Here is a 26,495-nt window from a genome sequence, read left to right on the forward strand (position 1 = left end):
GTGATTCTTCACGGGCAGCAGGACCGGCGCGAGGGCGAATTTCTCTGGTTGTTGGAATTAATCGTCCAAGGGGCTGGTTCCGGGCTCTCTTGCGGTCTTCTTAGTTTTTTAACAGTCAAGCCTTTCTGCGGATCCGGGCGCGCGTAAGCTTCGAGTAAGCCAATTCTTCGTACTCCTAATGGCGTTGGTAGTGTTCGTATCAAAATATTGATAATAAAAATATCAATTTGTGATGCATGTTTGAAAACCATTTTTTAATTTTGGTTATCAAATAAACTTTAAACCACAGAGGCCGGGAAATATCGCTGGCTTCTGCTGGGCGCCCGTTCCATGTGGTTATTTCCCTATGTAATAGCTGATTGGAAAATTCAGAGTAAAAATTAATCGCCATAAATTCATCAACAACTATGAAACTAGAAGCTACAAAAACCAGGGCGGAAGAGGACTTTGACGAGTACAGCATCGAAGCAGTGGAAAAGAGCCTTCTCGCTAAGTATAATGTCTGGCAGCAGGAATTTAAGGGGAAAATACAGCCCATTGCCTCCCCGAATTATGCATGGGTAGTTTATGCTGGAATTGATACCCTCCGGCCACAGGCGGCATTCACTAACCGGGAATGTGCGGACCAGCTAGTCCTGTATATGCAGGGCGCGACGGGTCCGGTGCACTGTGAGCGGAGCGCGATCAAGGCGATGAACCTGGTGATAGACAAATACAAAGAACAAGTGAGCTTCGGCAAAATGCCGTATGAAATCATATTGGATAGTAAAGGCGAGGTGTTTGATAGCTGGGGGCCGAGTGACGGAATTCCTTCTATTGAGGAGCCGGTGGTAATGAACGAGAAGTTGCATGCACTGGCAGGAACGTTCTGGGGATGGACAGGCAAGGAGGCTATTGAGAATGCCCAGCAGTTATTTTGGTCACTGAGAGAAAAAGGAGAGATATAGCCATGAAAACCAGACTTATACAGCACCACGTTCCCAAGCCGGTAGACCTGGACCGCCTTACAACGCCTTACACCCCAGATTTTTTCAAGGAGTTCGGAGCCATACTTTATCAGTTCTTACCAGCGGCAAAAGGCACCGAACTGTTACCAGGAGAGGTGAAATACGGTTATAAATTTTATCTTCTGGACGATCCCAGCAAGGAAGGTGTATTTTATTTATCGTCCCATAAGGATATGGACACATTGAAATCACGTTCCAAATTTTTGTCAAGGGTAGAGAAGGAAATATTGAAGGTTGCGTGATTGGTCATTTATTGGAGTATTTTGAAAACCCTACCGGCCGGCCTTGTGGTTATGTTTCATTTGGGATTTGATTGCACCGACTGATGTGCGGCACGAGTTTTCATTGTGCTTGTTTGTCCCCTATCTGTATATGTCAGTGTTTTATAAACAAGGAAAAGCAGTGCCGCTATGGAAAAGGTAAGAAAATATAGCAGCTTCCAGGAAATGAAGGACACCGCGACCAGTGGCACGGTGAGCGCTACTGTACTCGCGGAAGGTCAAAAAAAGGTTTGAAAATTTCATAGATTTCCTCAGAGGTGATAATCTTTCTGAGAAATCGCTGCAATCTGTAAGACAATCCAAATAAGGGTTATCGCGAATGCTTGATTTCAATTTCCTTCCCCAAATTATCTGGTCGCTGAGCGATCACAAGGTCGAATACATGATTGTAGAAGGCTTTGCTGTGTCCTATTACGGATACGTCCGCGTATCCATGGTCGGGAATACAAGCCGTTTGACATAACCCTCCATTCGCGCGACGAGGGAACACAAACTTGTATAGCTAGAATTCAGTATCAGACATTTTATGAGACAGGAAAAACGTGCGGATCGAAAAATATCATCCGTAAAATGCAAGTGGCCTCACCGATGCAAGGCCTCAAATAATTTCACCCTTGGAGGCTCACAGCCTATCATATATCAGTTTCATAGTATTCTCGCCGGAACCGGAGTTTGAAATGACCTGGACCGAAATAGAATTTCCATCATTAATTAATTTCCAAACCTCTGTTACTTCAATATCTGCATCCTCAGAAATTGTGTTGAAGGATTTTACTGAATTGATAGTCATAGTTTGGCCATCATCTGACCACCTTGCGCTTGATTTCTCCCTAGGACTTCCGACAATGGTGGCTTCACTTTTACCATCAAAGGTCACTATCTCTTGACTAGTAACAAGCCTTCCGTAAGGCAGTGGTCTCGCTACGGTTACCGTGAGAAAATCTCCGTGCTCTGCAACTTTAATTGTTTTAGAAGTTGAACGATCCCCTTCTCCAAATATGCAAATAGGAAATTGGCCATCACGTTCACTTTTCGACTCATTTAATTTCCAATCGCCGGAAAAGTTGGCTCGATCTGCATCCATACGTAAATCCACGAGAGAGGCAGTCACGTCTTTGGTTTCGGGCCTAACAAGGTCTCTCAATAGCTCATTTTCGTTTTTTTCCTTCCAGGCGGTGCCAAAAACGAGCATCAAGAATAGAGCGGAAAAGTGTAAGTGTTTCATCATTTTTCTTTTTGATATTAGGAATTTCCGCAAAGCTGGATGTTTCTCTTAAAGAGGAAGTTAATGCCTTGTTAAACAATGTTAACGAAACGTTAACGTGGCTTTTACTGATTTCCTGGCGCTCCGAGGAGACGGCACGAAGATGCCCATCTATATCTTAGAAAGTCACAATGTAATGACCTCGGACAGCTGTTATAACCTCATGTGTCACGATGCCCCCTACGAGGAGTTTGGTCGCGGTACGATACTTTGGTAAAATTGTAGAACAAAATAATAATCTCAATTTTAGATACTTATATCTGATGACTTTTGTAAATCACCAAGCATTTGGTTCGAGATTTGTTCCGCTGCGGGTGAGATTGGGTACGAAAGGAATTAGATATTAGGACGGGTGGCTACGTCACCCGTCCTGGTTTTAATCAGGGTACATAACCGTTGGAGACTACGGATGCTGCGCTCTGGTTTTGCTCAGCCGTGTGCTCGTTCGGATCATAGTCGTCCGGGAAATCAGCCTGACAGATACCCGAGCTGGTCTGACAACCCGAAACTTGCCCTTGCTCCCAATTCTGGCTGGCAGCTCCGCCCGTCCGGGTCCACCGTTGAGCCTGTCTGCCTGGGAAGTTTGCTGCCAGGGCGAGAGTGCCACCCAGCAATAGGGCAACTAGCGGAAGGATACTTAATTTGCTTCTGGTTTTCATAACAGTAATTGTTTAGCGTTTGAAATTGAGATTCTTTGCAGGAAGGGCGGGTGCCTGCAGCCCGGTTGGACGTTCTCCCTGGGAGCCTGGCCGGTTAGTTTAGAGTTTTGAAAGCAGACCTCCTTTCATTTGGTGGATGATGTATATACCAATCAGCGCGATGGTCAGAAAGAATAGGTTAAAGAGCAGATGGGCCTCAAAACCCATTTGCTGCAAGACACCGCCACAGCTACAAGGTGTTTTGCTGAAAAAGCCGGCTACCACAAGTCCCATGTAAGCGGTAAATCCGGCCATTAACGTCGCCGACGCATACAGGCCACAGAGCCTGGTTGATTTAATCAGAAGCAGCGCCGTTGCTGCCAGCTCAGAGACGGGTATCAGTAGCGTGAGCGGCCAGATGCTCCATGCAGGAAATGGCTGCATGGCAAGCTGCGAGTTGAAAACCTGGAGAGTAATTATTTTGGAAACCGCCGTGTAGCTGAAAAGTATGATCAGCAAAGCGGTGATAATGGTCAAGGCTGTCTGTCTAATCATGACGCCGGTCGAAAGTCAGGTGGTGGAATTAACGGGTCTCTAGCGGGTTGTTTTCGAAAATTAGCCCCGGAAATTCTCTTCGGACTTCGGGAATGTGAAGTCAGTTTCTGAATGTTTTGCTAAGGCGATATCCTTACCTGGTGTTTTTTCTTATTTCACTGATTGTCTGCGGGGTGATACCCAGGAAGCTGGCAATGTCACGCAGGTGGACCCTGCTTTCGGGCAGGAAGCTCCTGAATTCTGCGTAAGCCTGGCGGGCGGGCAGCGCGCACAGGTGGGCCTTTAGCTCGGCCATATTGCGGTCTGCGAGAAGGATTTTTGTGGCAAACCGGGCAATTTGAGCCGCGGAAAGTTTTAGTGAGCCGGCACTTGCATAGGTGATCGCCGAGAGTTTGGCCGTTTCCAGTGCTTGCAGACGGTCCGCCGTTGTGATATTAACCTCATGCGCATCCGCCAGGAGGATAATCTGCCTTTCTTGCCAGAACCTTGTTACGTGCTCGCGCCCCTTATCGTCATAGAAGAAACCTTTGACAATGCCCCGTTGAACAAAAAAGGCTTCGGGATGAAGGCCGTTTTTGAAAAGCATCTGTCCGGGCCTGAGGATTTTACTGACCGGCATCGAGTCAAGTAGCTGCCAGAGAGCATCTTCCTGCTGGTAAGCCTGTGACAAATAGCCGATCAGATCATTTTCCCTCATCACATCCTGCTTATTGAGCGTCCAGCTCGGAGATCCAGCGGCTCACCGAATCGAGGATGGTGAGCACGCGCTGCTTGTCAGATTCTTCGAATTGGTAAGCCTTTGAGCGCATGCTCTCCCAGGAAATATCCTTTTTCCGTGGCGTGGATAGGTATGGGGCAATTCTCTGGAACACACTGTTCATTGATCTTGCCTGTATGATCCGAAGTGAATCGAGCGCCCTGAGCAGCAGCGCGATCTGGTCGATCGAAAGAAAGCAAAGGATCTTTGTGTGCTCGGTGGACGTGTTGGGGATGTTGCCAAAAGTTTGAGCAGTTGCAGCCGTTTCCCACTGCCTTTGCCTTTTCAGATATTGCAGCTCTGCATCAAACCATCGCCCGATGGCCGTTCTGACATCTACGTAACCGGCGTGCAGGCAGAGCTGGGACTGGTGATGTAGTTGATTAAAATCCTTGTGGGCCAAAAGCAGCTCCCCCATTTTTTCGGCAGTAGACTGCGTTTGCCGGACGCGTGCAGCTATGCGGCTGGTGTAATAATCGACAAAGTGGCGGCTGTTAAAATTCATAAATACAAGCATCTGAATGAGCCGATCGGGGCTTAACTCCTCCTTATGTGAGGAGCTTGCCAGCTTTTCGAGCTGATCGATCAGCTCTTTTTTGTAAAACACCTCCCTAAATGTGGCCCGTCGTTTCTTGTGATGCTCATCAGTAAAAGTGCTAAATGCGTCCAGTACCAAGGGCGCCAGCGGAGTGCCCACCGCCACCGCGTCAAGCCATGGCTTAAGTTTTTCAAGTCTTTCGGCGATACTTTCTTTGATGACGGCAAGGTGGGCTGTGGGTACCCAGCTGTCCAGGTCAATGTATTCCCCAAAACGGTGCTCAATAAAGTCAAGCAGCTCATTAATTGCTTCGATGGCGGTCGTCCCCAGGCTCGTGGCCTTTTCGCTGGTAGCGATCGGGGGGTGACGTTCAAAAACGGTTTCCAGAAGCAGGAAAAGAGACCGGTGGTACTGGCCAACCATACGCTTGATTTTGCGTTTGCTGAAAATTCGGAAGGCGGCTTCTGAAAGTAGCGTCTTGCTCTGCGAGATCTCCTGCTTTATCAGCGAATTGAAGTTTTCAAGCTCCTGTGAGCCGATCGTTGATACATTTGTTTTGGCAGGGTCCAAAATCGTGGTGACCACCAGATCAAGCCACCGAAGGGCATACTTTTCGTCCATTTACATCCACCAGATTGATCTACGTCCTATACCGATAAAGCAGCTTCTGAGCATTTGGGCTGTGGGAGGGTGTAGCTGTAAATGTCTTTTCTGAGCGCTAGCGAGTCAAATTAAGTAGACCAATCAAGGGAAATTGTATAGCGGATGGGGTAAGACAGCGTAGATGTATTGAGAGATGCCTCTGGGGAAGCAAATGAAAAAGCCAGCCGCAGGGCGGCTGGCCTTGGTAAAATGGGTGCTTTTCCTAGCGATGGTGCCTGCGGAAACCACACGTGGTTCCGCTGGTGGTAATTGTGTCCTGTTTCCCGTATTGGTTTGTCGCGTGGCCCAGCAGCGCAAGACTGGCGACTTCACGTTTTTTAAGGCCGGAATACTGATTTGTCTGTTGCGTTTGCATCTGAATTGTGATTTGTGTGAGACATTGAACCACCCCAAATCACATGCATTCTCTTTCCAATCTCAAATTTAGTAGATCAATCCTGAGCTTTTGTATACGAAACAGATTTTCAACTTGGATATTCCTGACCAAAGAGGGTTCTTCGTCACTTTTGATGGTGGGCTTATCTGTTTTTAGCCATTAACATTTTTGTAAGCAGGTCAATTCCGGCTCGTCCGAAAGCGGTCGGCTACCTGCCTGGCTTGCGGGGCACCCTTGCGGATACCTAATGCATAGGCCGATGCTCTATCCCTGGCCACAATATGCATCTCCGGGTGTTGTTTAAGCCAAGCTTCGAGCACTTCTGCACTGCGACCTTCCCATAAATCGATTACCCTATTCTGATGTAGGTCTACCAGGATTGTACCATAGGTTCTGCCCTTTTTTAATGCCCAGTCGTCCACTCCGATAACGCCGGAGCAGATATTGCCACTAACACCCGGGAGCGATTTAATCATTCGGATCACCGTGGCCGCGCTTACGGAGCTACCTACCCACCTGCTGATCATCGCCGTCTTGACACCTCCCAATTCCAAACCTATATTTGTCAAAAGGTCCCGGCTGCGTTGTAAGCGGCGACTGTAAGTGCCTAATTCTGAACAGAATCGTTCAGTAAATATCTTCCATGGACAGATGTGGTCTCGGCATATGAACCTTCTACTTCGGAGGTTGATCTTCACTTGATAGTTAGAAACAAGCAAATCAGCTAGCTGGCGATGATAATAACTATGGATTGACTTGCTCTTCTTTTTACAAACAGGACATCTGGAGTACCTTTGCAGGGAACTTGAATTGACCAATACTTTTCCTTGCCAATGTAGCAGCATGAAGGCTGATGATGTAAAAAGGACCGTTGAGCTTGCAATAAAAAAGGCTCGAATTAAAACCAAAGCCAAACCCAAGTTACTTTCAGACAATGGTGCGTGTTACATATCCAGCGAGTTGGGCGATTATCTGAAAAATACGCTTCAAATGCAGCCGGTGCACGGCAGACCGGCCCATCCGCAGACGCAACCGGGCGGCCGGAGCCGGAAAGATAGAGCGTTACCACCGGACCATGAGAAATGTGGTCAAGCTCGAAAACTTCTTCCACCCAGACCAGCTCAGGGAAGCGATCGGCCAATTTGTAGACCGCTATAACAACCAGCGGTATCACGAATCCTTGAACAACCTGACGCCAGCCGACGTGTATTTTGGTCGGGGTGAGCTCATTTTGAAAAGAAGGGAGCAGATCAAAACTCAGACCCTGAAACAGCGGAAAATCTAGTATCTAAACCAAAAGTTAATAGCTTTATAAACCTGAAAATACTCTCTAAGCTGTTGTCCAAGTTGGTTTGACTACATACAGTCACCCTTTTTGTGAGCTGCCCGGATTTATCCATCTCTCCCAGTGATTTGCATTTATTGGCGAATGGTGTCAGCAAAGTGGCATCTTCTTCCACCAGCCCTGATGGGTATGCGGCCACGTCACCGTAGATTTTCTTAGATAATAGACTATCACTATCCATTTCCGGCCAGCCTTTTATTTATCAAGTCTATTGTTGACTGACTAATGCCGTATTCTTTTGCCAAAGAATTCCACCGCCCCAAGGCAGACCTGGTTTGGGCTATACTCTCCTCGACAAGTGCTTTTGACAGACCAGCTTGAAGCCCCAACTTTATAAGCTGCTTGTCACCGGGGCTTCTTCCCTCGCCCATTACCATTGTGCTCTGTTCTCCCCCAGGGCCATTGGAAAAGGTCAGATCATACGCTGGTGATAATTTCCACTCCCCATGGCTATCCATGAGAAAACTGAAATTTTTGGCATGGTCATCTCGGTTATGGGCCAGGACATTGAACACTGCCAGTCTATACATTTTCCCAACTTCCCGGATGTCCTTCGTAAGCTCACCAGTCAGCGTCAGTAAATCTTCATAGTCTAATGACGGTATCCGAAAATCACTATGCAATAACCCGCTTACTGTATGCATGTGGTATCGTTTTGTACCATCCCGGTCAAAACGTTTTGTTGCAAAATATCCCCCCCCCTTAGTGGCGGTAAATAAATGCACCTCCGACATTGCAACACCCGCCTCTTTTGCCATCAAAGCATAAACGTATTCAATAGCGCCGGAATCCAACCCGTCTTGGGAATTCGGAAACTTGACCAGCCAGGGCTCAAATTCTTGGGCGAGTTGCTTTGCTCCATGGGAGATGTTCTGACGGGTCTCATCAACCCCTATGAGTGCTTTAGGCCTTGCCCCGGCAGATGACCCATTTAAAGACAGCAGCTCCTGGATAATCTCTTCTGAATTACCTGTAAGAACCTCACCGGCTTGCTGAGCAAGATGATCCAGATCAATCAAGCCATCTATATCAGACGGACTATGATCCGGTTCATAGACCAAGGCTCCCATTCCATGAAATCCGACATGTGCCAAACGATCCAGTGGAGTAATATCGGAAGGCAATATGTTCTGAGAACGCAAAAGACGGTCAAATAATAAACGGCCCCAGCCGTCAGGCAGGCTATCGCTAAAAACACCCGCCAATCCCTCGAATGGTCTTGTTTCAAAAGCGGTAAGTCCCGGTTTGAGAGGCAAACGTAGTGGAGAAATCTCCAACCTTTTTTGAATGAACGAGGCTTGATATTCAAAATAAATGGTACGGTCGCGAATAGCCAAACGTCCAACCGGAAGAATTTTACTTCCGAAATCCAATCCTACTTTGAGTTCTGTGATAGGTCGCTTCATTTGTGACGGCCTCGTTTACGGGGTGAAGCCTCTTCTTTCAATACTTCATCGATAGAAGAGAAAGCTGGTTTAACTGGCTTGATAGCCTCAATCAGTTCCTCGAGGCCGCCAACTACTAAAAGAAGCCTAAGGAATGACTCAAGAGAGATAACCCCTTTCTGCTCAAATTTTCTCAAAGTCGGAAGGGCAACACCTGAACGCTCTGCCAAGCCTTCCTGAGTAAGGCCTGCATTTAAACGCCTGGAACGCACATTTTCAGCAAGCTTACGAAGCGCCTTAGATGGTGATATAAGTGATATCATTTTAGTACTTATCTGCTATATATATCAATAATTGATACTATTGTATTACAAATATACTGAATTGCAAGCGGAAAATTCTTTACTTAGATGGTTTTAAAAGTGAAATTATAGATATTAGATCTGTTTTTAGAAATAGCAGCGTATTGGCCGTATATCCTAATCCGGCACAAACAACGCTTACGTTTCAAGTAAGTAATGCATTGTTAAAAACCACCGCTACATTGCATGATGTGACGGGGCAGAAGTTGCAAACGATTGTGATCACCACTGGCCAGCAACAGATCAACATCCTGTCACTGGCCAGTGGGCAGTATATTTTGAAATTTGCGGATGGGACAGCGGAAAGATTTATAAAGAATTGAAAAATCTGGGTGGAGAATTCGAACGGTGTGACCACCAGATTCCGTGGCAAGCTGACCGTATTGTCATTTATCGTGATTTCAAGCAAATTTTGGACTGTTTCATTGTACTAATATTATTCGACAGAAATACGAAACATATCGTAGGTTCTGTTACGAGAGAAGCTTATTCTATACGCGTATGCGAATTCAAATTCTCATGCGGGCGAAAGACTGCATCATTAGATGCAGTCTTTTAAGTTCAAAATTCCGCTGTCCTCTGTTACCATGAAAGGATTTGTATGTGGCATATTTACTACAATAAATGCATGATTAATCTGGCGAAACGATAAGTAACTATTTCATGCCTTTCCAGGTCTAAAGAAACTGCGAACAAGGGGCTTAGCGCCGGGTTTGCACATGACCTTAACTTAACTGAAACGTGTGTACCTGAAACGTTTACACTTAACCGTCCTGGTGTTGTTGCTATCTTTATCGCAGGTTACAGATCCGGCATCAGTCACCCAATCTCCCATCGCTACAGGAAGGTGAAGCAGCTTTCTGAATACCCGATTTTAACCGATGAAGCCGATCAGTATCTGCAAAGCCGTTAAAGTAGTCTGAAATTGGTGGTCAAAAAGGACTTACGGACTACCATCCGCATCAGTGACCTTCTTGGAGTCTCAGAACGACTAAGGAAATGTCGATATGATGTGAGCGATTTGGAGTTCAACAATCTCTACAACCAATAGTTGTGTCTCAATTTGTGTAGCGAGTAAAGAAATACTTATAAGTTTTATTTCGTAAGTGATTGATTTTTAATAGTATATGCCTGGGGTCGAACCAGGAGCCTATTGATTATTAGTCAGAGGACCAGCGGGATTTGTAAATAAACCAGAAAGCTTTCCGGCTTGTCACTTACCCTGAGCCGGTGGTTTTCAGGGAAGTAGCCTTCGAGCCTTCGCTTGAGTGTAGCAAGCCCGAGTCCGCCGTGTCTTGTTTTCTCTGATACAGGGTATTTGATGCCAGGTTTGCTGTTAAAAACCTGGAAGGTAAGCTTGTCCTGCTCGATGTGGCAGTCGATTTTGACATAGGAAGGCTCATGCGTTGCGTGCACGCCATGTTTAAGCGCGTTCTCAACCAGGGTCGTGATCAAAAGCGTCGGTACACGTTTGCCGGTATCTACATCTCCATAGCAATCAAAGACGATTTTGCTTCTCTGACTGCTTCTCATTGCTTCCAGTTTCAGATACTGGGATATGAATTCAAGCTCTCTTTTGAGCTCAATAAACTCCGAGCGTGTATCGTAGAGTGCAAAACGGATCATATCGGCAGCATGTATCAGATAGTCGGACGCTTTCCGGGAGAAGGTGGCTACTTCTGTGCTGGCTGCGTTAAGCACATTCAGGATGAAGTGGGGTGTAAGCTGCGCCCTAAGCTCTTTGAGCTCTTCTTCCAATTTTCGATTTTCCGCCTCCGAGCGCCTTAAATTGGCCATCGCGCCCAGCCTTAACCATCTTAGCCCAATAGGCAGCGCAAGAAGCTGCATATCCATCAGATCATAAACCAGCACATACCAATCCCTGCTTTTTTCGGGGATCCACGGCCGCAAATAATACTTTCCGATAAGCTGGAAGTTTGTTGGCAGATTTTCAAGACCGATTAGGCCCTGGTAGAAATGGTAGAGCGGTTTTGTGAACAGGTGCGTTATCAGAATAAAGATAAATAGAACGACAAACGGGCTGAACCATTTTTGCGAGGGCTGGCCGGTAAGTGCCAGGACAATCATCGCGCCATAATAAATCGGAATGAAACGGGCATAGTACAGCAGATATGCAAGTCTGGTGTCTGCGCTCATCACCCTGTCGGGCAAGATCGGAAAGAAAAAGATCATATGATAGCCGATAAAAATCAGCCAAAAGAGCATGTGACCGGATGCGCGTGTACGCAACGCATCCGGCAATAAAAGCCTGGAATAGACCCCTTTATTTATTTCGCTTTTCATATGCGTCGCTGGCGGTCCAGTAGTCGGTTGATGATGTTTTCTCTGCTTTTGTAGCTGGGTATGGTGTATTTAGAACCATCAGGCATTCGGACCATGTTGCCTTCAATGAGCCGGATGGCCGACCGGTTTATAATATACGAGCGGTGGATTCTGATGAAATGCGACGATGGTAGTTTGCGCTCGATCGAGCCGATACTGCCTTTCACCAGGATTGTACCTTCCGAGCAATGCACCTTTACGTAATCCTTCAAGCCCTCAATCGCATAAACCTCGTTCAGTCTGAGATGGTGAAATTTTTTGCCTGAGTAAATCCAGATCGAATCGTCCTGGACAGAGCAGGTTAAGTCATGCATTTTTTCATCCCGGCCGCCCCTTGCTGTTTTACACTCCGCTAATTGCTGGCGGCCTTGCTCCCCTGGCAGCGAATGCAAATGTCTTGCCCGTAAGTCTTCTCTGATTTTGATGACTGTCCGGTAAAACCTGGTGGCTTTGATGGGTTTTAACAGAAAAGCATTTACTTCGTTTTCAAAGCCCTCAAACGCATAATCACGGAAAGCGGTTGTCAAAATGATCTGTGGCCTGGGTTCGGTCAGCATACCGATCAACTCCATGCCACTGAGCCCGGGCATTTCAATATCCAGAAAAATTAGCTCCGGGCGTAGCGTTGCGATCATATCGGCTGCCTGGACGCTGCTGTAACAGCGACCTTTCAAGCTAAGCCAGGGGACTGAATCGATCAGCCTGATTAGTGCAAGGTGAGCCGCCTCCTCGTCGTCGATCACAAGGCAGGAAATTGCATGAGAAAAATTGGTGTCCATTTCGTAGAATTTTCAAGGTAGATTCTTAGCGAGTGGGCGAGGAGTAGTTTGCTTGTTTATTTAATTAACCAATTGGTTACAAAATAATGTATGTAACCCAAGATTAAAAGTGTGTTTTCGATTTTCGTGCTGATATTCAATTAATTAGTCGATTCGTGCAAAGTTTGGCTGCCGATTGATAGTATTTGCTTAAAAAGTGAAACAAGATCATTTCCTGTTTTCGATGATTGCTTTCAAGAATCCGGTTCAGGAACATGTGAACATAGCTGGAAATTTCTGCCCTTGTGATTGTCGTCGTGCGCGTGACCCGAATCTGCTCGGATCTTTCCTTAAAGCAGCCGTCGAGCATTAGCGGCAAAAGTGCCTGACTTGTGAGTGTCTGCTGGATTTGCATGCGGTGCTGCCTGTATTTGTAGTCCAGCTGACGGGTCAGCGCCTGGTCCTGACCGAATTCGGATAAGAAGTTTTGATAGGCTACTTTGGCAAAAGCCGCTTTCTCGTTTACGCTCAAACCGAAATCATCGAGCATAACATCCGCCCCGTACAGTGCGGCAAGCCATCGCGCCTGGTCATCCGTCTCTGACTCAAGTAGCGAGACGACCTTAATGCAGGCCAGCGAGTCCTGGTAGAAGATTGATTCGACCTTTTCAAAGTCGAGGCTATGATACCTTTCAAGTTCCCTTTCGTAGGTGTCGGTTTGGATTTTCTCGATTACGCCCTGGAAAGCACTACCTTCAAGTGAAGTCTGGATCCGGTCCAGGGCCAGGTGCCAGCATTCCGGCCTAGCAAGCTCGAGGCGGATTCTCAGGTGATGCGACGGGTCAAAATACCGGACATAAAACCACTTTTTCAGATGCCCTTCGCTAGTCAGCTGCTCGCAGATCGTGGCCAGTGACGTTGTCAGCAGCCTGTCGGCTTTACCTGCGGGAAGGAAGATCTTTACATAGAGCCACTGGCTTGCCAGATGAAAGAGCCGCTGCTCTTTCATCTGTGCCGGCGGGGAGACTAGCGCTTGGGTTGCCGCGGGTTTAAAGGCCAGTACCAGCTCATGTGAATAGCGCCCTGCTTTATCTTCTACCGGCTGAGAGGCACTAGATTGCAGGTATTCCTGAATTTTAAGGTGACCTGTTTTTTGCAGCTCTGCTTTGAAGAGCGCTCGGGCAAAACGGCTTTCAAAATCGATCAGAAGCAGATTATCACCCTGACAGATCTGGATCATCCTTGGAATTCTTAACTTACTGAGCAGCACGTTCCAGTGCTCGTCTGTATCAAGTGCATCAAGGATTTTTTGACGGGTCTCTCCCGAAAGATTCCACTGGGCCGGGCTCAATATCAACCGGTGGAATAAGACCCTGGGAAGAAACGAAAAGCTTGCAAGATGCTCCCAATCCCATGCCATTAACTGGCTGTCCTGATTGGCTACATCAGATAAAAATTGATAAACCGGAAGCCCGAGGCTGTAATTGTGGGCGGTCGTGTTATGTGGGATGATTCTTTTTGCAAGGCTTTTGCTGGTCAGGATGAAGCTCTCATCCTCTGAGATTGAAACCAGTATGTCGCTGACAGCAATTTGCCTGGATGCGGGCATTACCGAATGAGAAAGATAGGGGATCTCGTAAGGCCACAGATGAGGCCTGCTCACAACGGCGGCTGTTCTGATCTCTGGAACATGGGCGATTTCTGCGTGGATGCTTTCGCGATCGAGCTCTGCGAGCGCTCTGCTTGCATCAGAAAGATAGGCTGCCAGCAGCGGATCATTCTGAGCGAAGCGTGCCATGAGCTCAAGACCTGACTGGCCACCAGCGGCTTTCAGATAGAATTGAAAGTAGCCGCGGTCTATGTTTTTGGCCGAGCTGGCAAGTATCTCCCCCAGCCAGTAAAATCCTCGCTCTTGGGAAGGTTGTTTAGTAAGCGTTTTTAAGTCACTTTCCTGAATCTCGATTTGGTATAGTTGCTCAGATAGCGCTTGATCGAGGATTTGTTGCTTGATGCGGCTTGCGGCTGTTTCCGGTAATGCCGCAGTGTAGGCGGTTTGGGAGAATTCCAGCTGCGTCAGTAGGGTAGGCGGTTTGCCCTCCTGCATAGCGAGCCGGGCATACTGCATCCCCATTTCACTTTCCAGCACCTCGCAGAGCGGCAGCAGCCGATAGCCGTAACTGGCCCTGAATTTTTGTTTCAGCACAGTTAATGGGCTTAACTGCTCGCTGCTGCGCAAAAGGCCTTTTATTGCTGCAAAATCACCAGCCAGCTTGGCCACCGCTTTTTTGCCAAGCATCAGCCCTTTTTGGGTGGCGCTAATCTGGGCGCGGAATAGCTGCTGTGTGGAAAGCGCAGGTATCAGACCGGCTAGTTCTCTGGCCACACCTTGCAGGCCGGCGGTTGAATCCTGGCTGGAAAGCCCGCAGACCAGTTCATAGAGCTGCTGGGCTTGTCTGGATTTTTGACGATACTCGTCAAGACAGGCTTTGACGCGGTCTTCGAAATCAGGGCCGGTCGCGTTGGGTGAGAGCTCACTGACCAGAAGGCCCGAGTCGATCAAATCCTGGATCAAACGGCTGGACTGGTCCGGTGTAAATGCGTCCTTTAGCCTTTTTGCGAGTTCGATTTTCGTCTGCGGAGTCTTTGCCGCCTGCAAAAGCAAGATGAGCTCTGGAAAGCCATCGACTTCTGAAATGACTGGCTCTGTGGTCTGTCCACTTTTTTTAATCTCGATATAACGGTATCCTGTCGGGGTCAGATGTAAGCTGCTGTTGGCCACATACCGGGTTTGCCCCGACGGCTGCTGGCTGTCAAGCCAGCGGGCAATATGTGTTAATGCGTTGATCTGTAACCTGATCGTCTTTCTCTTTTCACTGATCGCGGGCCCGCTGAGCTTACTGTGATCAGCGAGGGCTCCGGCACCAGTCACAGAGAAAAGCCCAAAAGGGGTTGCCCGCGCGCTTATTCTGATCAAATACTTGTAAAGTGAGAAGAGTACTTTGCGCCTGGATTTTTCCGGGGCTTGTTTATCGTAAGCTTCTACGGCGGCCTCAAGCGAAGGAGAAGCAAGCCAGATAGCCTGACGGAAGGGCTCAGTTTGACATAGTTCAAGTAGCGCAGCTTCCCACTTTTGAAAATCATCTCCGCACCGCTGGTGAAGAGTTGTTAGCTCGCCGTTGGGCATGGCCGCCCGCCTGAGCATGAAAAAATCATAGGGCTCGTTGTGCATGCAGGTAAGTCTTTGGGTGGAGTGAAATGTCCCAAATTCGGCTTGGAAGTCCACTTGCGCCACTTTAGTATACCAGCCTGGACAGATTGTAGATTTGGATACAAACCCCGGATTTGCCTGACCGCTCGATCGTATTCTGTAATTCGTATAACATTTGCTGTTTATTGGTCGACTGTTTTGTACTCTCAGTAAAGGCGGATATTGCTTTTCGATGCAGACCGTGCTGGGTGTATATAATCCCGTCCGGGGCAGACTTTCTATCAGCCTGGCAAAAGTGTTCGGCATAACTGCGGCCTAGCGCCCGCTTTCTTATTCCACTTCCTTTTTGCCCCTGGCGGCGGGGATTGGGGCTGAGCTTTCTTTTCTTCTTGTTTTGTTCGGGCCAAAAAATTGCGGTTTTCGGAAGTCTGACCCTGAGAAGCGGAAAATGCGGTACCACAGATCACCCCATTCTATGGCAGATTGGCCACCAGCCACAATTCGCAGCCTTTGGAGTAGCTCGCTGGTGAAAAAAAGATAGAGTGGTCAGTATAGGCCGAGATGACCTGGTCAGCCCAAATTTAAATCAGCGGGCCGCCCGGCGGTGGCCAGTATCCCCGCAGTTTCCAGCAGTCAATTGTCGATGTGAAGCGTTCGTAAAGTGTCGTTGTGCTGTCCGAAGTAGTAGTGACTTTGCCGGTTTTTGATCTTTCATTTTGATATCCGAATGTATGCGGTTTTTATGAGTCGCCTCTGTTGAGAAATTATTTTTTTTCCATTTTTTAACTATTTAGTACCATTTTGGACTTTTTACTCCCTTCATTTGGACTATTCCGTACCCATTCATAGTCTGTTGGCGATCTATCTTTGGTGCAAGAAATCCCTGTTATTGTACTGCCCTACATTGGGCATGAACGCGCCGACCTCCAGACTATAGGCCTTAGGAATGGGCATGAAGCCAAAGCTGCGGTTCATCAGAACTATTTTAGCAATCACTTAAACACATGCATGCAATATGGACAAAACTTACGCAATGAAACCAACACACGGCTGTCAGCTGATCCAAAATCAAGGCCAGTATGGGAAATTTTCGCGGTTCCGCAAAGGAGCTCGCCATGTGAACCAAAATAGTGGTAGAACAGCCTGGCCGGTTATGAAGTTGTCATTACTGGTTAGTTGCTGGCTGACTTTTCTTTCGGCATCCACGCTGCTTGCTCAGACCTACCAATGGAAAAACGTTCAGATGCTGGGTGGAGGATTTGTGACGGGCATTATTTATAGTCCTACTCAGCAAAACCTGATCTATGCGCGCACCGACATAGGGGGAGCTTATCGCTGGGATGCTGCCAATAAAATATGGATACCGCTCTCGGATAGCTTCGCTTCCGGCGATGACTTTGGCGTGGTCAGCATGGCGACCGATCCTTCTAACGCCAATCGGGTGTATATGGCCACCGGCCTTTACACGCAGTCTTGGGGTGCAACAGGTGCTGTGTATTCCTCAACCGACAGAGGGGCGACGTGGACACGTAATAACCTATCGATTAAACTCGGGGGGAATGAAAACGGGCGCTCAGCCGGTGAACGCCTGCAAGTGGATCCGAACCTGGGGAGCACCCTTTTCCTGGGTTCCAGTACAGACGGGCTTTGGAAAAGCGCCAACTACGGATCTACGTGGAGTAAAGTCGGTAGTTTTCCGGTCAGCTCCAGTCCGGTTGGTTCTGGTGGTATTTCTTTTGTGCTTTTTGATAAAAGCAGTAGTTCGTCCGGAACAGCGACGAAAACTATCTACGTGGGCGTCATGCAGACAGGTACCAACCTATACAAAAGTACCGACGGAGGAGCTACCTGGACGGCTGTATCCGGCCAGCCAACCAATCTGATGCCACATCAGGCGGCTCGGGCTTCCAATGGCATTATTTATCTGTCCTATTCTGACGCCAACGGCCCGAATAACGTCGGTGCCGGGGCGGTGTGGAAGCTGAATCCGGCCAGCAATGCCTGGACGAATATATCCCCACCGTCCGGACAGGGGGGCTACGGGGGCATTTCAGTAGATGCACAAAATGCCAATCATGTGATCGTAAGCACTATGGACCGCTGGTGGCCACGCGATGAAGTTTTTCGCACGACAGATGGCGGCAGCAACTGGACCGGCCTGCTGACCAACGCTACATGGGATCATTCCTTAGCTCCGTATGCGGCTACCATGAATCCGCACTGGTTGGGTGATGTAGAGATCGATCCATTTAATGCTAATAATGCCTGGTTTGTAACGGGTTACGGAGTATACAACTCGAACAATCTCGGCACGAGCCCGACCAATTGGATATTTCAAAACAAAGGATTGGAAGAAACTGCCGCCCTGGAACTGATCAGCCCGCCTGCCGGTGCTCCGCTTTTGAGCGCATTGGGTGATATCGACGGTTTCAAACACGACAACCTGGATGTTTCGCCGGCGGCCGGTCGCTTATCGCCTCAATATGGCACCAGCCTCAGTATCGATTTTGCGCAGAGCGTTCCCAGTTTTATGGCTCGTACCTACAACAATGCTGGTGGTAAGTACGGCTCCTATTCTACCGATGGCGGCAGTACCTGGACGTCCTTTGCCAACGCACCAGCCGGAACAACCGGTGGGGGCAATATCGCAGTTTCCGCCGATGGCAACAGACTGGTGTGGGCTCCCGAGGGCGCTTCCGGGTTGTATTTTTCTACCAACCACGGAACATCCTGGACCGCCTGCGGTGGCGTGCCGGCTAATTTAAAGCCCACATCCGACCGCGTGAATTCCCAGAAATTTTATGCATACGACCCTGTGAATGGCAGGATTTGGGTGAGTACCAACGGAGGAGCTTCCTTTTCCATACAGGCTACCGGACTGCCGGCGGTTCCCGACTATCAGGCGTGGTTAACCAGAATTCGGACCGTTTTTGGCTCGGAAGGTGACATTTGGCTCGCTAATCCCAGCGGTGTGTATCGTTCTACGAACTCCGGCACCACTTTTGCCCAAGTGAGCACTGCACAAAATGCTACGGCAGTTTCCTTTGGAAAAGCAGCACCCGGCAAAACCTATCCTGCGGTTTTTATCGTCGGTACGGTGAACGGCACTGCCGGCTTTTACCGTTCGGACGACGGTGGTGCCAGCTGGACGCGTATAAACGATGCCCAGCACCAATATGGCACGGTTACCACCATTACCGGCGATCCGCGTGTGTACGGCAGGTTGTACCTGGGAGGAACCGGCCGGGGAATTATTTACGGAGATATACAAAATTCTTCTTCGGTTATTTCGGGAGCAACCTACCGCATTATCGCAAGACACAGCAATCAACTGATGGACCTCGTCGGCGCGTCGACTGCTGATGGGGCGCAGGTAGACCAATGGCCTGGCAATGGCGGCTCTAACCAGCATTGGGTAGTGACAGCCGACGGAAGCGGGTACTATACTTTAAAGGTAGTTCATAGTGGCAAAAACCTGGACATTAGTGGGTTTTCCCTGAATGACGGCGCGAAAGTGCAGCAGTGGACAGCTGGCGCAGGCACCAACCAGCAGTTTCAGTTGATTGATGTCGGAGACGGCTATTACCAGATCAAGGCCAGGCATAGCGGTAAATGTCTCGACGTGGCAGCCGCTTCGGTGGCTAATGGAGCCCTCATTCAGCAATGGGCCTGTAACAATGCAACCAACCAGCAATTCCGGCTCGAACAGGTAAGTACGGCAAGCGCTTCTCGGGTGGCAGGTCCGGAACTGGTAGAATTTGAGAGAAGGGCAATGGTTTATCCTAATCCATCTTCCCAACTTTTCCAGATCAGAGCAAATTCTGATTTTACCTATGAAATTTATGATTCGGTAGGCAGGAAAGTAGAAAGTGGCGAGGGGAAAGACGGAACCTTGGTCGGTCAGACGCTGCGCCCTGGCCTGCATTTAATCAGGTTGCATATGGGTGGGGTAAGCAAAGTCATCAAGCTACTTAAACAGTAATGAAAGGTGCCTGGTAGGAATAGTTTGTACTTAATTTGATCGATAAGGTTTTTTAAAATCAGGTAATTGTAATGGATTGCGCGTAGGGCGATCTGGCACTTCGGTCATGCACCGGGGCGCATTTAGATATAGTGGTTAACCTTGGCCGGAGAATTTACTTCGGCCAATTTACTTGCTTGTACAGAATACCCATCCGCATTGAGCAATGGTCTAACAGACGACGATCAGATGTGATATTTTCCAGATAGCCTGTCAGCATCAATTTGAAGGAAACGAAGGGATCAATTGATGGATTCCCGTTTTGCCATACAGCTCGCGAGTCTGCTTGTATAAAAATTGCAAATCGAGCGTTTCGCTAAGCCCGATAAGCAGCTCATTTTTCTCTCTATTTGGGTATGCCTGTCAATCTACCCATCTAAATCAAGGCTTTGTTTGGCTTGAAGACTGGCATTTTGTTCTCAACAGTCATTTAAACCGGATACATTGAAGGATCCGCATTCCATTTCCATTCCAAAATCTCAGGCATATCTTCTCCGTGCATTTCGATGTAGGCTTTGTGGTCGATCAGCTTGTCGCGGAGATATTGTTTGGTATAGGCACCTTTTGAGCCTAGGTCGGGCAAGCGGTCGATCACGTCGCTCACCAGATGGAACCGGTCCAGGTCGTTGAGTACCACCATATCGAAAGGTGTGGTGGTCGTGCCCTCGCCTTTGTAACCACGAACGTGCAGGTTTTTGTGGTTTGTTCGGCGGTAGGTGAGGCGGTGGATCAATAGCGGATAGCCGTGAAATGCGAAAATAATGGGTTTGTCCTTGGTGAAAAGGATATCGAAATCCTTGTCGTTCAGGCCGTGTGGATGCACGCTTTCGGGTTGGAGCGTCATCAGGTCCACTACATTAATCACCCTTATTTTAATTTCCGGTAGATGTTCCCTCAGGATTTGAACGGCGGCGATCGTTTCGAGCGTGGGTACATCTCCGGCGCAGGCCATCACCACATCGGGCTCGAAACCTTCGTCGTTGCTGGCCCATTTCCAGATTCCCAGCCCGGCCGTGCAGTGTTTTACAGCCGCATTCATGTCCAGCCATTGCATTTCAGGCTGTTTTCCAGCGACGATCACGTTGATGTAATCCCGGCTTCTGAGACAGTGATCAGTCACCGAAAGCAGCGTATTGGCATCCGGTGGCAGGTAAATGCGGACAATATCCGCTGTTTTGTTGGCCACAACATCCAGAAATCCGGGATCCTGGTGGCTGTTTCCATTGTGGTCCTGTCTCCATACATGCGAGGTAAGCAGGTAATTCAGCGAGGCGATCGGTTTGCGCCAGGGTAGGGCCCGGGAAACTTTCAGCCATTTTGCATGCTGGTTGAACATCGAATCCACAATGTGAATGAATGCCTCATAGCAGGAAAACAGCCCGTGCCTGCCGGTGAGCAAGTAACCTTCCAGCCAGCCCTGGCAAAGATGTTCGCTTAAAACTTCCATCACGCGGCCATCGGGCGAAATATGGTTGTCGCCCGGAATAATTTCCGCTGTGGAAGTCCGGTCGGTAATGTCGAATAAATGGGAAAGCCGGTTGGAGGATGTTTCATCCGGCCCGAATATCCTGAAATTCCGTTCGTGCCAGTTTGCTTTCATCACCTCCCTCAGAAATTCACCCATGGCCGACGTCGCTTCGGCCTTACTGTTTCCAGGCGAGGGCACCGGCACGGCATGCGCGCGGAAATCGGGCATTTGTAAATCTACCAGAAGCGAGCCGCCATTGGCACTCGGATTGGCACCCATTCGCCGGTTCTCTGCCGGGGCGAGTTCGGCCAGTTCGCCAGCCAGCTTTCCATTTCCGTCAAAAAGCAGTTCAGGATGGTAGCTTTTCATCCACGTTTCCAGCATTTGCACATGCTCAGGTTTGGTAGCCAGTTCGGCCAATGGCACCTGATGCGCGCGCCAGGTGCCTTCAATTTGCAGGCCGTCCACGGTTTTAGGGCCCGTCCATCCCTTGGGCGTGCGGAAAATGATCATCGGCCAGGCAGGGCGTTCTTTGAACCCGTAAACCCGCGCAGCACTTTGAATCTGCCTGATTTCTTCCACGACAATGTCCAAAGTCGAAGCCAGCAATTCGTGCATGGTTTCCGGATCGTCGCCTTCCACGAAATATGGATTGTAGCCATATCCGCGGAAAAGCTGCTCTAATTCCACTTTCGGAATCCGTGCCAGCACAGTAGGATTAGCGATTTTATAACCATTCAAATGCAGGATTGGAAGTACTGCGCCGTCATGGGCCGGGTTGAGGAACTTGTTGGAATGCCAGCTCGTGGCCAGTGCCCCGGTTTCGGCTTCGCCGTCACCCACCACACAAGCAGCGATCAGGTACGGATTGTCAAAAACAGCCCCGAATGCATGTACAAGTGAGTAACCGAGTTCCCCGCCCTCGTTGATGGATCCAGGCGTTTCCGGCGCCACGTGACTGGGAATGCCACCTGGAAAGGAGAACTGTTTGAAAAGTTTCTGCATTCCGGTTTCATCCTCTGAAATATCTGGGTAAACCTCGCTGTAAGTGCCTTCGAGATAGGTATTGGCCACCAGTCCGGGTCCGCCGTGGCCGGGACCTGCTACGTAGATGACATTCAGGTCATATTGCTTGATAATACGGTTCAGGTGGACGTAAATAAAATTCAGTCCGGGCGTCGTGCCCCAGTGGCCGAGCAGCCGTGGTTTGATATGTTCGAGCGTCAATCGCTCTTTCAGCAACGGATTGCCGTACAGGTATATCTGGCCGACCGACAAATAGTTAGCCGCATGCCAGTAAGCATTCATTTTCCTTAACAGTTCGGGCGATAGAGTTTTCACCCCCATATCAACATCTTGCATTTTCATCATCCTTATTGTTTAATGACTTAATTTAAAACCTGGCTGACGAGCCTTGCGATCATTAATTCTTCATTCGTAGCAATCACCCGGACAGTCACTTTGTCAGCGATGTCCGAAATAATTGCCTCATTTTTTCGATTTCGTTCTTCATCCAGACCGATGCCCAGAAAACTAAGATCCTTGCAAATCTCGCTGCGGATCTGCGGGATGTTTTCCCCAATACCTCCCGAAAAAACGAGGTTATCGACACCTCCCAGCACAGCAGCGAAAGAGCCGATGTGTTTTTTTATCTGATAGCAAAAAAGCGCGATTGCTTCTTCGGCGCGGTGATCGGTTGTTTGTAGCTGCATTAATTCCTGCATGTCCGAACTTGTTTCAGATACGCCGATCAGTCCCGATTCATGGTTGACCAGGTGATTAAACTTTTTAGCGCTAAGCTTTTCAAACTGTATCATATACGAGGCAATCCCCGGATCAATATCTCCGCTGCGGGTTCCCATCATCAGGCCCGAGGCCGGGGTAAAGCCCATGCTTGTATCGAGGCATCGGCCTTCCTTTACAGCAGCCACACTTGCTCCGTTTCCCAAATGTGCCAGTATAACCTTCCCGCTAGCAACCTCTTTGCCTGCCAGGCGTTCCAGTTCTTGCATCAGATATGCATAGGAAATGCCGTGAAAGCCGTACCTATGTAGACCCTTCTCGCTAAACCGACGGGGGATAGCCAACCGTTTTGCGACGGCGGGCATGTTTGAATGGAATGCAGTGTCAAAACAGGCGATTTGTTTTAATGCAGGATGGCGTTGGCTGAAAAGTTCGATCAGCTTAATCTCTTCCGGTAAATGCTCGGGATCGTAAGGGCTGATCGTTTTGAGATAGGCTAATAATTCAGGCGTTATTTCCTGCGGTTCTGTCTGTTCCATCCCATGAACGATCCGGTGGCCGACGGTAGAAACCTGGGGAAATTCTTGCTGATTTTCCAGCCATTCTACCAGAAACCGTGCGGCATGTTCAAAGGTGTTCTCCCGGACGCGCAGGTTTTTGGGCTTTTCAGAAGTATTCGTAGTTAAAACGGGCTCAGTAGTGTTGTTCCCTATGTTATAAAGCTTCCCTTTAAGCAATAATGTAAACGCCGCCTCAGCTACCCGATAAAAGGCAAACCTGATGCTTGATGAGCCTCCATTGATGATAAGCAGTGATTTCTCCGTGTTCATATTGATCAAGCCTTTTCATCGGATCGTGTTTCATACAAGTTACTATTATCGAGCCTGCAGAATGGTGATCAGGATCATCTTTTGAAATGAGTATCAACACCGTCTTTCCATTAGGTAGCACGCATTTTGCAACGAGTGGTTTAATACATGTTTTTGAATGAAAATCTATGTCGAAATCCTTTCAGGAAATAAGTGCGCAGCAATTGGCGGAAGCGCTCCAAACGGATATTACAAAAGGGCTTTCTACTGCGGAGGCGGCAGCAAGGAACGAGCGTTTGGGCCTCAATGAGCTCAGCCGGGAAAAGCCTGAGAGCCTTTGGTCGATATTGCTGAGGCAGGTCAATAGCCTTATCGTGTGGATATTGGCGGTTGCGGCCATCGTATCATTTTGGTTAGGGGACACCATTGAAGGCTTCGCGGTACTTGCCGTCATCATCATCAATGCAGCAACAGGCTTCATATTGGAATACAACGCGCGCGAGTCGATGGAGGCGCTCCGCAAGCTCGATACCACGCCGGCGAGAGTGTTGAGGGATGGGCAAATCGACGAAATCCCTTCCGAGCGCGTCACAGAGGGCGATATTTTGGTCCTTGAAGCAGGCGATTTGATCCCGGCGGATGCCAACATCGTCCAGACCAACCAGCTGGAAGTCGATGAATCGGCATTGACAGGCGAATCAGTCCCATCTGCCAAGGGCGTTGATCCGTCGGCCGCGGAGGCGGCTTTGGGTGACCAGCATAACCGGTTATTCAAAGGAACGGCGATCACCAACGGGAATGCGAAAGCCATTGTTACCGGCATTGGACAGGCAACTGAACTGGGCAAAATCGCGACGATGGTCCAGCAGGCGAAACGTACCGCGACGCCGCTCGAAGCCAAACTCGATTCGCTAGCCAAAGTGCTGATCTGGATCACGATCGGTTTAGCGATGTTGTTTTTGGTAGTGGGGCTGATTCGTGGCGAAGAAACCAAGCAATTGATAGAAACGGCGGTTGCACTTGCCATTGCAGCCATACCGGAAGGAATGTCGGTTGTCGCCACGGTCGCGCTGGCTTACGGAATGCTCAGGTTGGCCGAAAAGAAGGTGATTGTCAAACGGCTTTCAGCAGTTGAAACGCTGGGAGGGACCAATGTTATTTTTACGGATAAAACCGGCACGCTGACTCAAAACAAAATCGAAGTGCGTCAGCTTCATTTTCCGGCCGGTGATTTATCGGTGATCCTGCACCCGGAAAAAGCCGGGGACGAGGCGATGGAGCTAACAGGTGAAGACACAGGACTTTCCAATTCTAGAGAATTTGCATTGTTGGCGAGGGTAGGGGCGTTGGCTAACAATGCCCAACTGACTTCCGGGCATTCGAACAGAAAGCAAATAGGTGATCCGGTTGAAATTGCGCTATTGCGATTCGCCCAGGCCGCAGGAGTCGATTTGGAAGATTTAGGTTCTAACTACATTAGAAAAGCCGAGGAAGCATTCAGCTCGGATACGCGCATCATGGCCACGCTGCACGAGTCAGCGGCGACCTATTATGTGGCTGTGAAAGGTGCTGTGGAGGAAGTATCTGAACTGTGCCATTGGAAGAATGATACCGAGAGGAAAAGCGAACTTGAAATTTCCGAGCGCATGGCTGCCGACGGTTTGCGTACGCTGGCCTTTGCCTACCGCGAGTCAGCGCAAATGCCTTCGGCGGATTTCACCAAGGAAGAGAAGCTGATTTACCTCGGACTTATTGGTTTCCTCGATCCGCCGCGAAAAGAAGTAACGCCAGCCCTGATGGCTTGCCATGATGCTGGCATTAAGGTGATTATGGTAACGGGCGATCATCCCGCGACGTCTTTGAACATTGCCAAGCAAGTCAATCTGGTTCAACCGGATGAGCAGCTGGTTTTGACAGGAAAGGATCTTCAATCGTTTAATTTTTCTTGCAAAACCGATCAGGAAAAAATGCTGAAATGCCAGGTGTTCGCGCGGGTAAATCCTGCTCAAAAACTGGATATGATCGATTTTTACCAAAAGCAGGGCGACATCGTCGGCATGACCGGCGACGGGGTGAATGATGCACCGGCTCTGAAAAAATCCGACATAGGCATTGCCATGGGCCTGCGGGGCACGGCCGTGGCCGCAGAGGCCGCGGATATGATCTTAAAGGATGATTCTTTTACATCTATTGTGAAAGCCATTGGCCAGGGACGCGTCATTTTCGAGAATATCAGAAAGTTCATTGTCTTCCTGCTCTCTTGTAATATGAGCGAGATTTTCGTCGTCACTTTTGCAGGTTTTTTGAATGTAGGCAATCCGTTGCTGCCCTTGCAAATCCTTTTTATCAACATCGTCACAGATGTATTCCCGGCTCTTGCATTGGGTGTAGGTAAAGAGAATGTTAAATTAATGCAATTCCCGCCCAGAGATCCGAAAAGGCCGGTTCTCGAATTGAAAGACTGGCGCAGGATCGTGTATTATGCGCTGGTCATGACGCTCTGTGTTTTAGGCGCATTTTGGTTTGGGACAAGTCAGCTGGGATTGAGTCATCAGGAAGGCAACACGGTTACTTTTTACGCTTTGTCGCTGGCGCAGTTGCTGCATGTTTTCAACCTTTATTCAGGGAAAGGAAAGTTTTTTGGCAACGAAATCACCCGAAACAAATTCATTTGGCATGCACATGCTTTGTGTATCCTGATCCTTTTAGCAACGTATTACATTCCCTTTATAAAACAAATGCTCTCATTGCAGGATCTGGATATGCTTTCTTTGCGACTGATATTGGCGGCGGGGCTGTTTCCGCTTTTGATTATCCAGTCAGTAAGGTTTTTCTCTTCGGGAAAGTTACATTAGCGCTGAATGAGCTATTGGATGATGACACTGGAAGGTGGTGCTGTCTCGCGAGCGAGAATTTTGAGACGAACATCCGAATGCTCTAAGAGTAAAAGGACTCGTTATCTTCCGACTTTTTG

Annotated in this window: 22 protein-coding genes and 1 pseudogene; 7 read left to right on the top strand and 16 right to left on the bottom strand. The window is 48.7% G+C overall.

All coding sequences use genetic code 11. The annotated features are described in order from the left end of the window. Nucleotides 1-407 precede the first annotated feature (407 nt). From IEY24_RS00415 to IEY24_RS00425, 3 genes are all read left to right on the top strand, one after another. Nucleotides 408-947: a hypothetical protein gene (locus IEY24_RS00415; protein WP_188927584.1), complete on the top strand. Its 540-nt coding sequence runs from the start codon at nucleotides 408-410 to the stop codon at nucleotides 945-947. Between the two features lie 2 nt (nucleotides 948-949). Next, a complete protein-coding gene (locus IEY24_RS00420) occupies nucleotides 950-1,249 on the top strand; it encodes a hypothetical protein (protein WP_188927586.1) in 300 nt (99 codons plus the stop codon). A gap of 358 nt (nucleotides 1,250-1,607) precedes the next feature. Continuing rightward, nucleotides 1,608-1,751, top strand: coding sequence for a hypothetical protein (locus IEY24_RS00425; RefSeq protein WP_188927588.1), 144 nt, complete (start codon nucleotides 1,608-1,610; stop codon nucleotides 1,749-1,751). A gap of 159 nt (nucleotides 1,752-1,910) precedes the next feature. Here the strand turns inward: IEY24_RS00425 and IEY24_RS00430 are convergent, their stop codons facing one another. From IEY24_RS00430 to IEY24_RS33030, 8 genes and pseudogenes are all read right to left on the bottom strand, one after another. Then, nucleotides 1,911-2,516, bottom strand: a complete 606-nt coding sequence (locus IEY24_RS00430; protein WP_188927590.1) for a hypothetical protein — start codon at nucleotides 2,514-2,516, stop codon at nucleotides 1,911-1,913. A 416-nt stretch (nucleotides 2,517-2,932) separates the two neighbouring features. Next, nucleotides 2,933-3,211 carry a hypothetical protein gene (locus IEY24_RS00435; RefSeq protein WP_188927592.1) on the bottom strand — a complete coding sequence of 93 codons (279 nt, stop codon included), beginning with the start codon at nucleotides 3,209-3,211 and terminating at the stop codon, nucleotides 2,933-2,935. A gap of 99 nt (nucleotides 3,212-3,310) precedes the next feature. Further along, the gene (locus IEY24_RS00440; RefSeq protein WP_188927594.1) at nucleotides 3,311-3,745 is read right to left on the bottom strand and encodes a MauE/DoxX family redox-associated membrane protein; all 435 of its coding nucleotides are present in this window, start codon (nucleotides 3,743-3,745) and stop codon (nucleotides 3,311-3,313) included. Nucleotides 3,746-3,878: 133 nt separating this feature from the next. After that, entirely contained in the window at nucleotides 3,879-4,442 is a 564-nt protein-coding gene (locus IEY24_RS00445; RefSeq protein WP_188927596.1) for a Crp/Fnr family transcriptional regulator, read from the bottom strand. Nucleotides 4,443-4,452: 10 nt separating this feature from the next. After that, on the bottom strand, nucleotides 4,453-5,661 hold the full coding sequence (locus IEY24_RS00450; RefSeq protein WP_188927597.1) for a hypothetical protein: 1,209 nt from the start codon (nucleotides 5,659-5,661) through the stop codon (nucleotides 4,453-4,455). A gap of 244 nt (nucleotides 5,662-5,905) precedes the next feature. Continuing rightward, nucleotides 5,906-6,058: a hypothetical protein gene (locus IEY24_RS00455; protein ID WP_188927598.1), complete on the bottom strand. Its 153-nt coding sequence runs from the start codon at nucleotides 6,056-6,058 to the stop codon at nucleotides 5,906-5,908. A gap of 200 nt (nucleotides 6,059-6,258) precedes the next feature. Next, the gene (locus tag IEY24_RS32685) at nucleotides 6,259-6,648 is read right to left on the bottom strand and encodes a transposase (RefSeq protein ID WP_229221056.1); all 390 of its coding nucleotides are present in this window, start codon (nucleotides 6,646-6,648) and stop codon (nucleotides 6,259-6,261) included. Nucleotides 6,649-6,744: 96 nt separating this feature from the next. Beyond that, a pseudogene (locus IEY24_RS33030) lies at nucleotides 6,745-6,924 on the bottom strand (transposase family protein); the annotation flags it as partial. 209 nt (nucleotides 6,925-7,133) lie between these two features. Between IEY24_RS33030 and IEY24_RS00465 the strand changes: the two are divergent. Beyond that, nucleotides 7,134-7,364, top strand: a complete 231-nt coding sequence (locus IEY24_RS00465; RefSeq protein WP_262892343.1) for an integrase core domain-containing protein — start codon at nucleotides 7,134-7,136, stop codon at nucleotides 7,362-7,364. A 233-nt stretch (nucleotides 7,365-7,597) separates the two neighbouring features. On the opposite strand, the gene IEY24_RS00470 is transcribed toward IEY24_RS00465, so the two are convergent. Continuing rightward, nucleotides 7,598-8,830 (bottom strand): type II toxin-antitoxin system HipA family toxin, encoded by a 1,233-nt coding sequence (locus tag IEY24_RS00470; RefSeq protein ID WP_188927606.1) that lies wholly within the window; start codon nucleotides 8,828-8,830, stop codon nucleotides 7,598-7,600. Next, a complete protein-coding gene (locus IEY24_RS00475) occupies nucleotides 8,827-9,132 on the bottom strand; it encodes a helix-turn-helix domain-containing protein (RefSeq protein ID WP_188927608.1) in 306 nt (101 codons plus the stop codon). The genes IEY24_RS00470 and IEY24_RS00475 overlap by 4 nt, the downstream gene beginning before the upstream one ends. Nucleotides 9,133-9,275: 143 nt before the next feature. On the opposite strand from IEY24_RS00475, the gene IEY24_RS33035 reads away from it, so the two are divergent. Beyond that, complete coding sequence (locus IEY24_RS33035) at nucleotides 9,276-9,494, top strand: T9SS type A sorting domain-containing protein (protein ID WP_188927609.1); 219 nt, start codon at nucleotides 9,276-9,278, stop codon at nucleotides 9,492-9,494. A gap of 841 nt (nucleotides 9,495-10,335) precedes the next feature. On the opposite strand, the gene IEY24_RS00485 is transcribed toward IEY24_RS33035, so the two are convergent. From IEY24_RS00485 to IEY24_RS00495, 3 genes are all read right to left on the bottom strand, one after another. Next, nucleotides 10,336-11,475 carry a sensor histidine kinase gene (locus IEY24_RS00485; protein ID WP_188927611.1) on the bottom strand — a complete coding sequence of 380 codons (1,140 nt, stop codon included), beginning with the start codon at nucleotides 11,473-11,475 and terminating at the stop codon, nucleotides 10,336-10,338. Continuing rightward, entirely contained in the window at nucleotides 11,472-12,293 is an 822-nt protein-coding gene (locus IEY24_RS00490) for a LytR/AlgR family response regulator transcription factor (protein WP_188927613.1), read from the bottom strand. Before IEY24_RS00490 ends, IEY24_RS00485 begins: the two co-directional genes overlap by 4 nt. 136 nt (nucleotides 12,294-12,429) lie before the next feature. Further along, a complete protein-coding gene (locus tag IEY24_RS00495) occupies nucleotides 12,430-15,501 on the bottom strand; it encodes a lantibiotic dehydratase (protein ID WP_188927615.1) in 3,072 nt (1,023 codons plus the stop codon). A 1,132-nt stretch (nucleotides 15,502-16,633) separates the two neighbouring features. Here IEY24_RS00495 and IEY24_RS00500 point away from each other — a divergent pair. After that, a complete protein-coding gene (locus IEY24_RS00500; RefSeq protein WP_188927617.1) occupies nucleotides 16,634-19,462 on the top strand; it encodes an RICIN domain-containing protein in 2,829 nt (942 codons plus the stop codon). Between the two features lie 154 nt (nucleotides 19,463-19,616). Here IEY24_RS00500 and IEY24_RS00505 read toward each other — a convergent pair whose 3' ends face one another. The 3 genes from IEY24_RS00505 to IEY24_RS00515 form a co-directional block, all read right to left on the bottom strand. Beyond that, the gene (locus IEY24_RS00505; protein WP_188927619.1) at nucleotides 19,617-19,721 is read right to left on the bottom strand and encodes a hypothetical protein; all 105 of its coding nucleotides are present in this window, start codon (nucleotides 19,719-19,721) and stop codon (nucleotides 19,617-19,619) included. Nucleotides 19,722-19,931: 210 nt separating this feature from the next. Next, nucleotides 19,932-22,340 (bottom strand): phosphoketolase family protein, encoded by a 2,409-nt coding sequence (locus IEY24_RS00510; RefSeq protein WP_229221058.1) that lies wholly within the window; start codon nucleotides 22,338-22,340, stop codon nucleotides 19,932-19,934. A 17-nt stretch (nucleotides 22,341-22,357) separates the two neighbouring features. Further along, a complete protein-coding gene (locus tag IEY24_RS00515; RefSeq protein WP_188927622.1) occupies nucleotides 22,358-23,542 on the bottom strand; it encodes an acetate/propionate family kinase in 1,185 nt (394 codons plus the stop codon). 167 nt (nucleotides 23,543-23,709) lie between these two features. Here IEY24_RS00515 and IEY24_RS00520 point away from each other — a divergent pair, with 167 nt between their 5' ends. Then, nucleotides 23,710-26,376, top strand: a complete 2,667-nt coding sequence (locus IEY24_RS00520) for a cation-translocating P-type ATPase (protein ID WP_188927624.1) — start codon at nucleotides 23,710-23,712, stop codon at nucleotides 26,374-26,376. Nucleotides 26,377-26,495 lie beyond the last annotated feature (119 nt).

Source organism: Dyadobacter endophyticus (genome assembly GCF_014641595.1).
In the GTDB taxonomy this organism is placed as follows: Bacteria; Bacteroidota; Bacteroidia; order Cytophagales; family Spirosomataceae; genus Dyadobacter; species Dyadobacter endophyticus.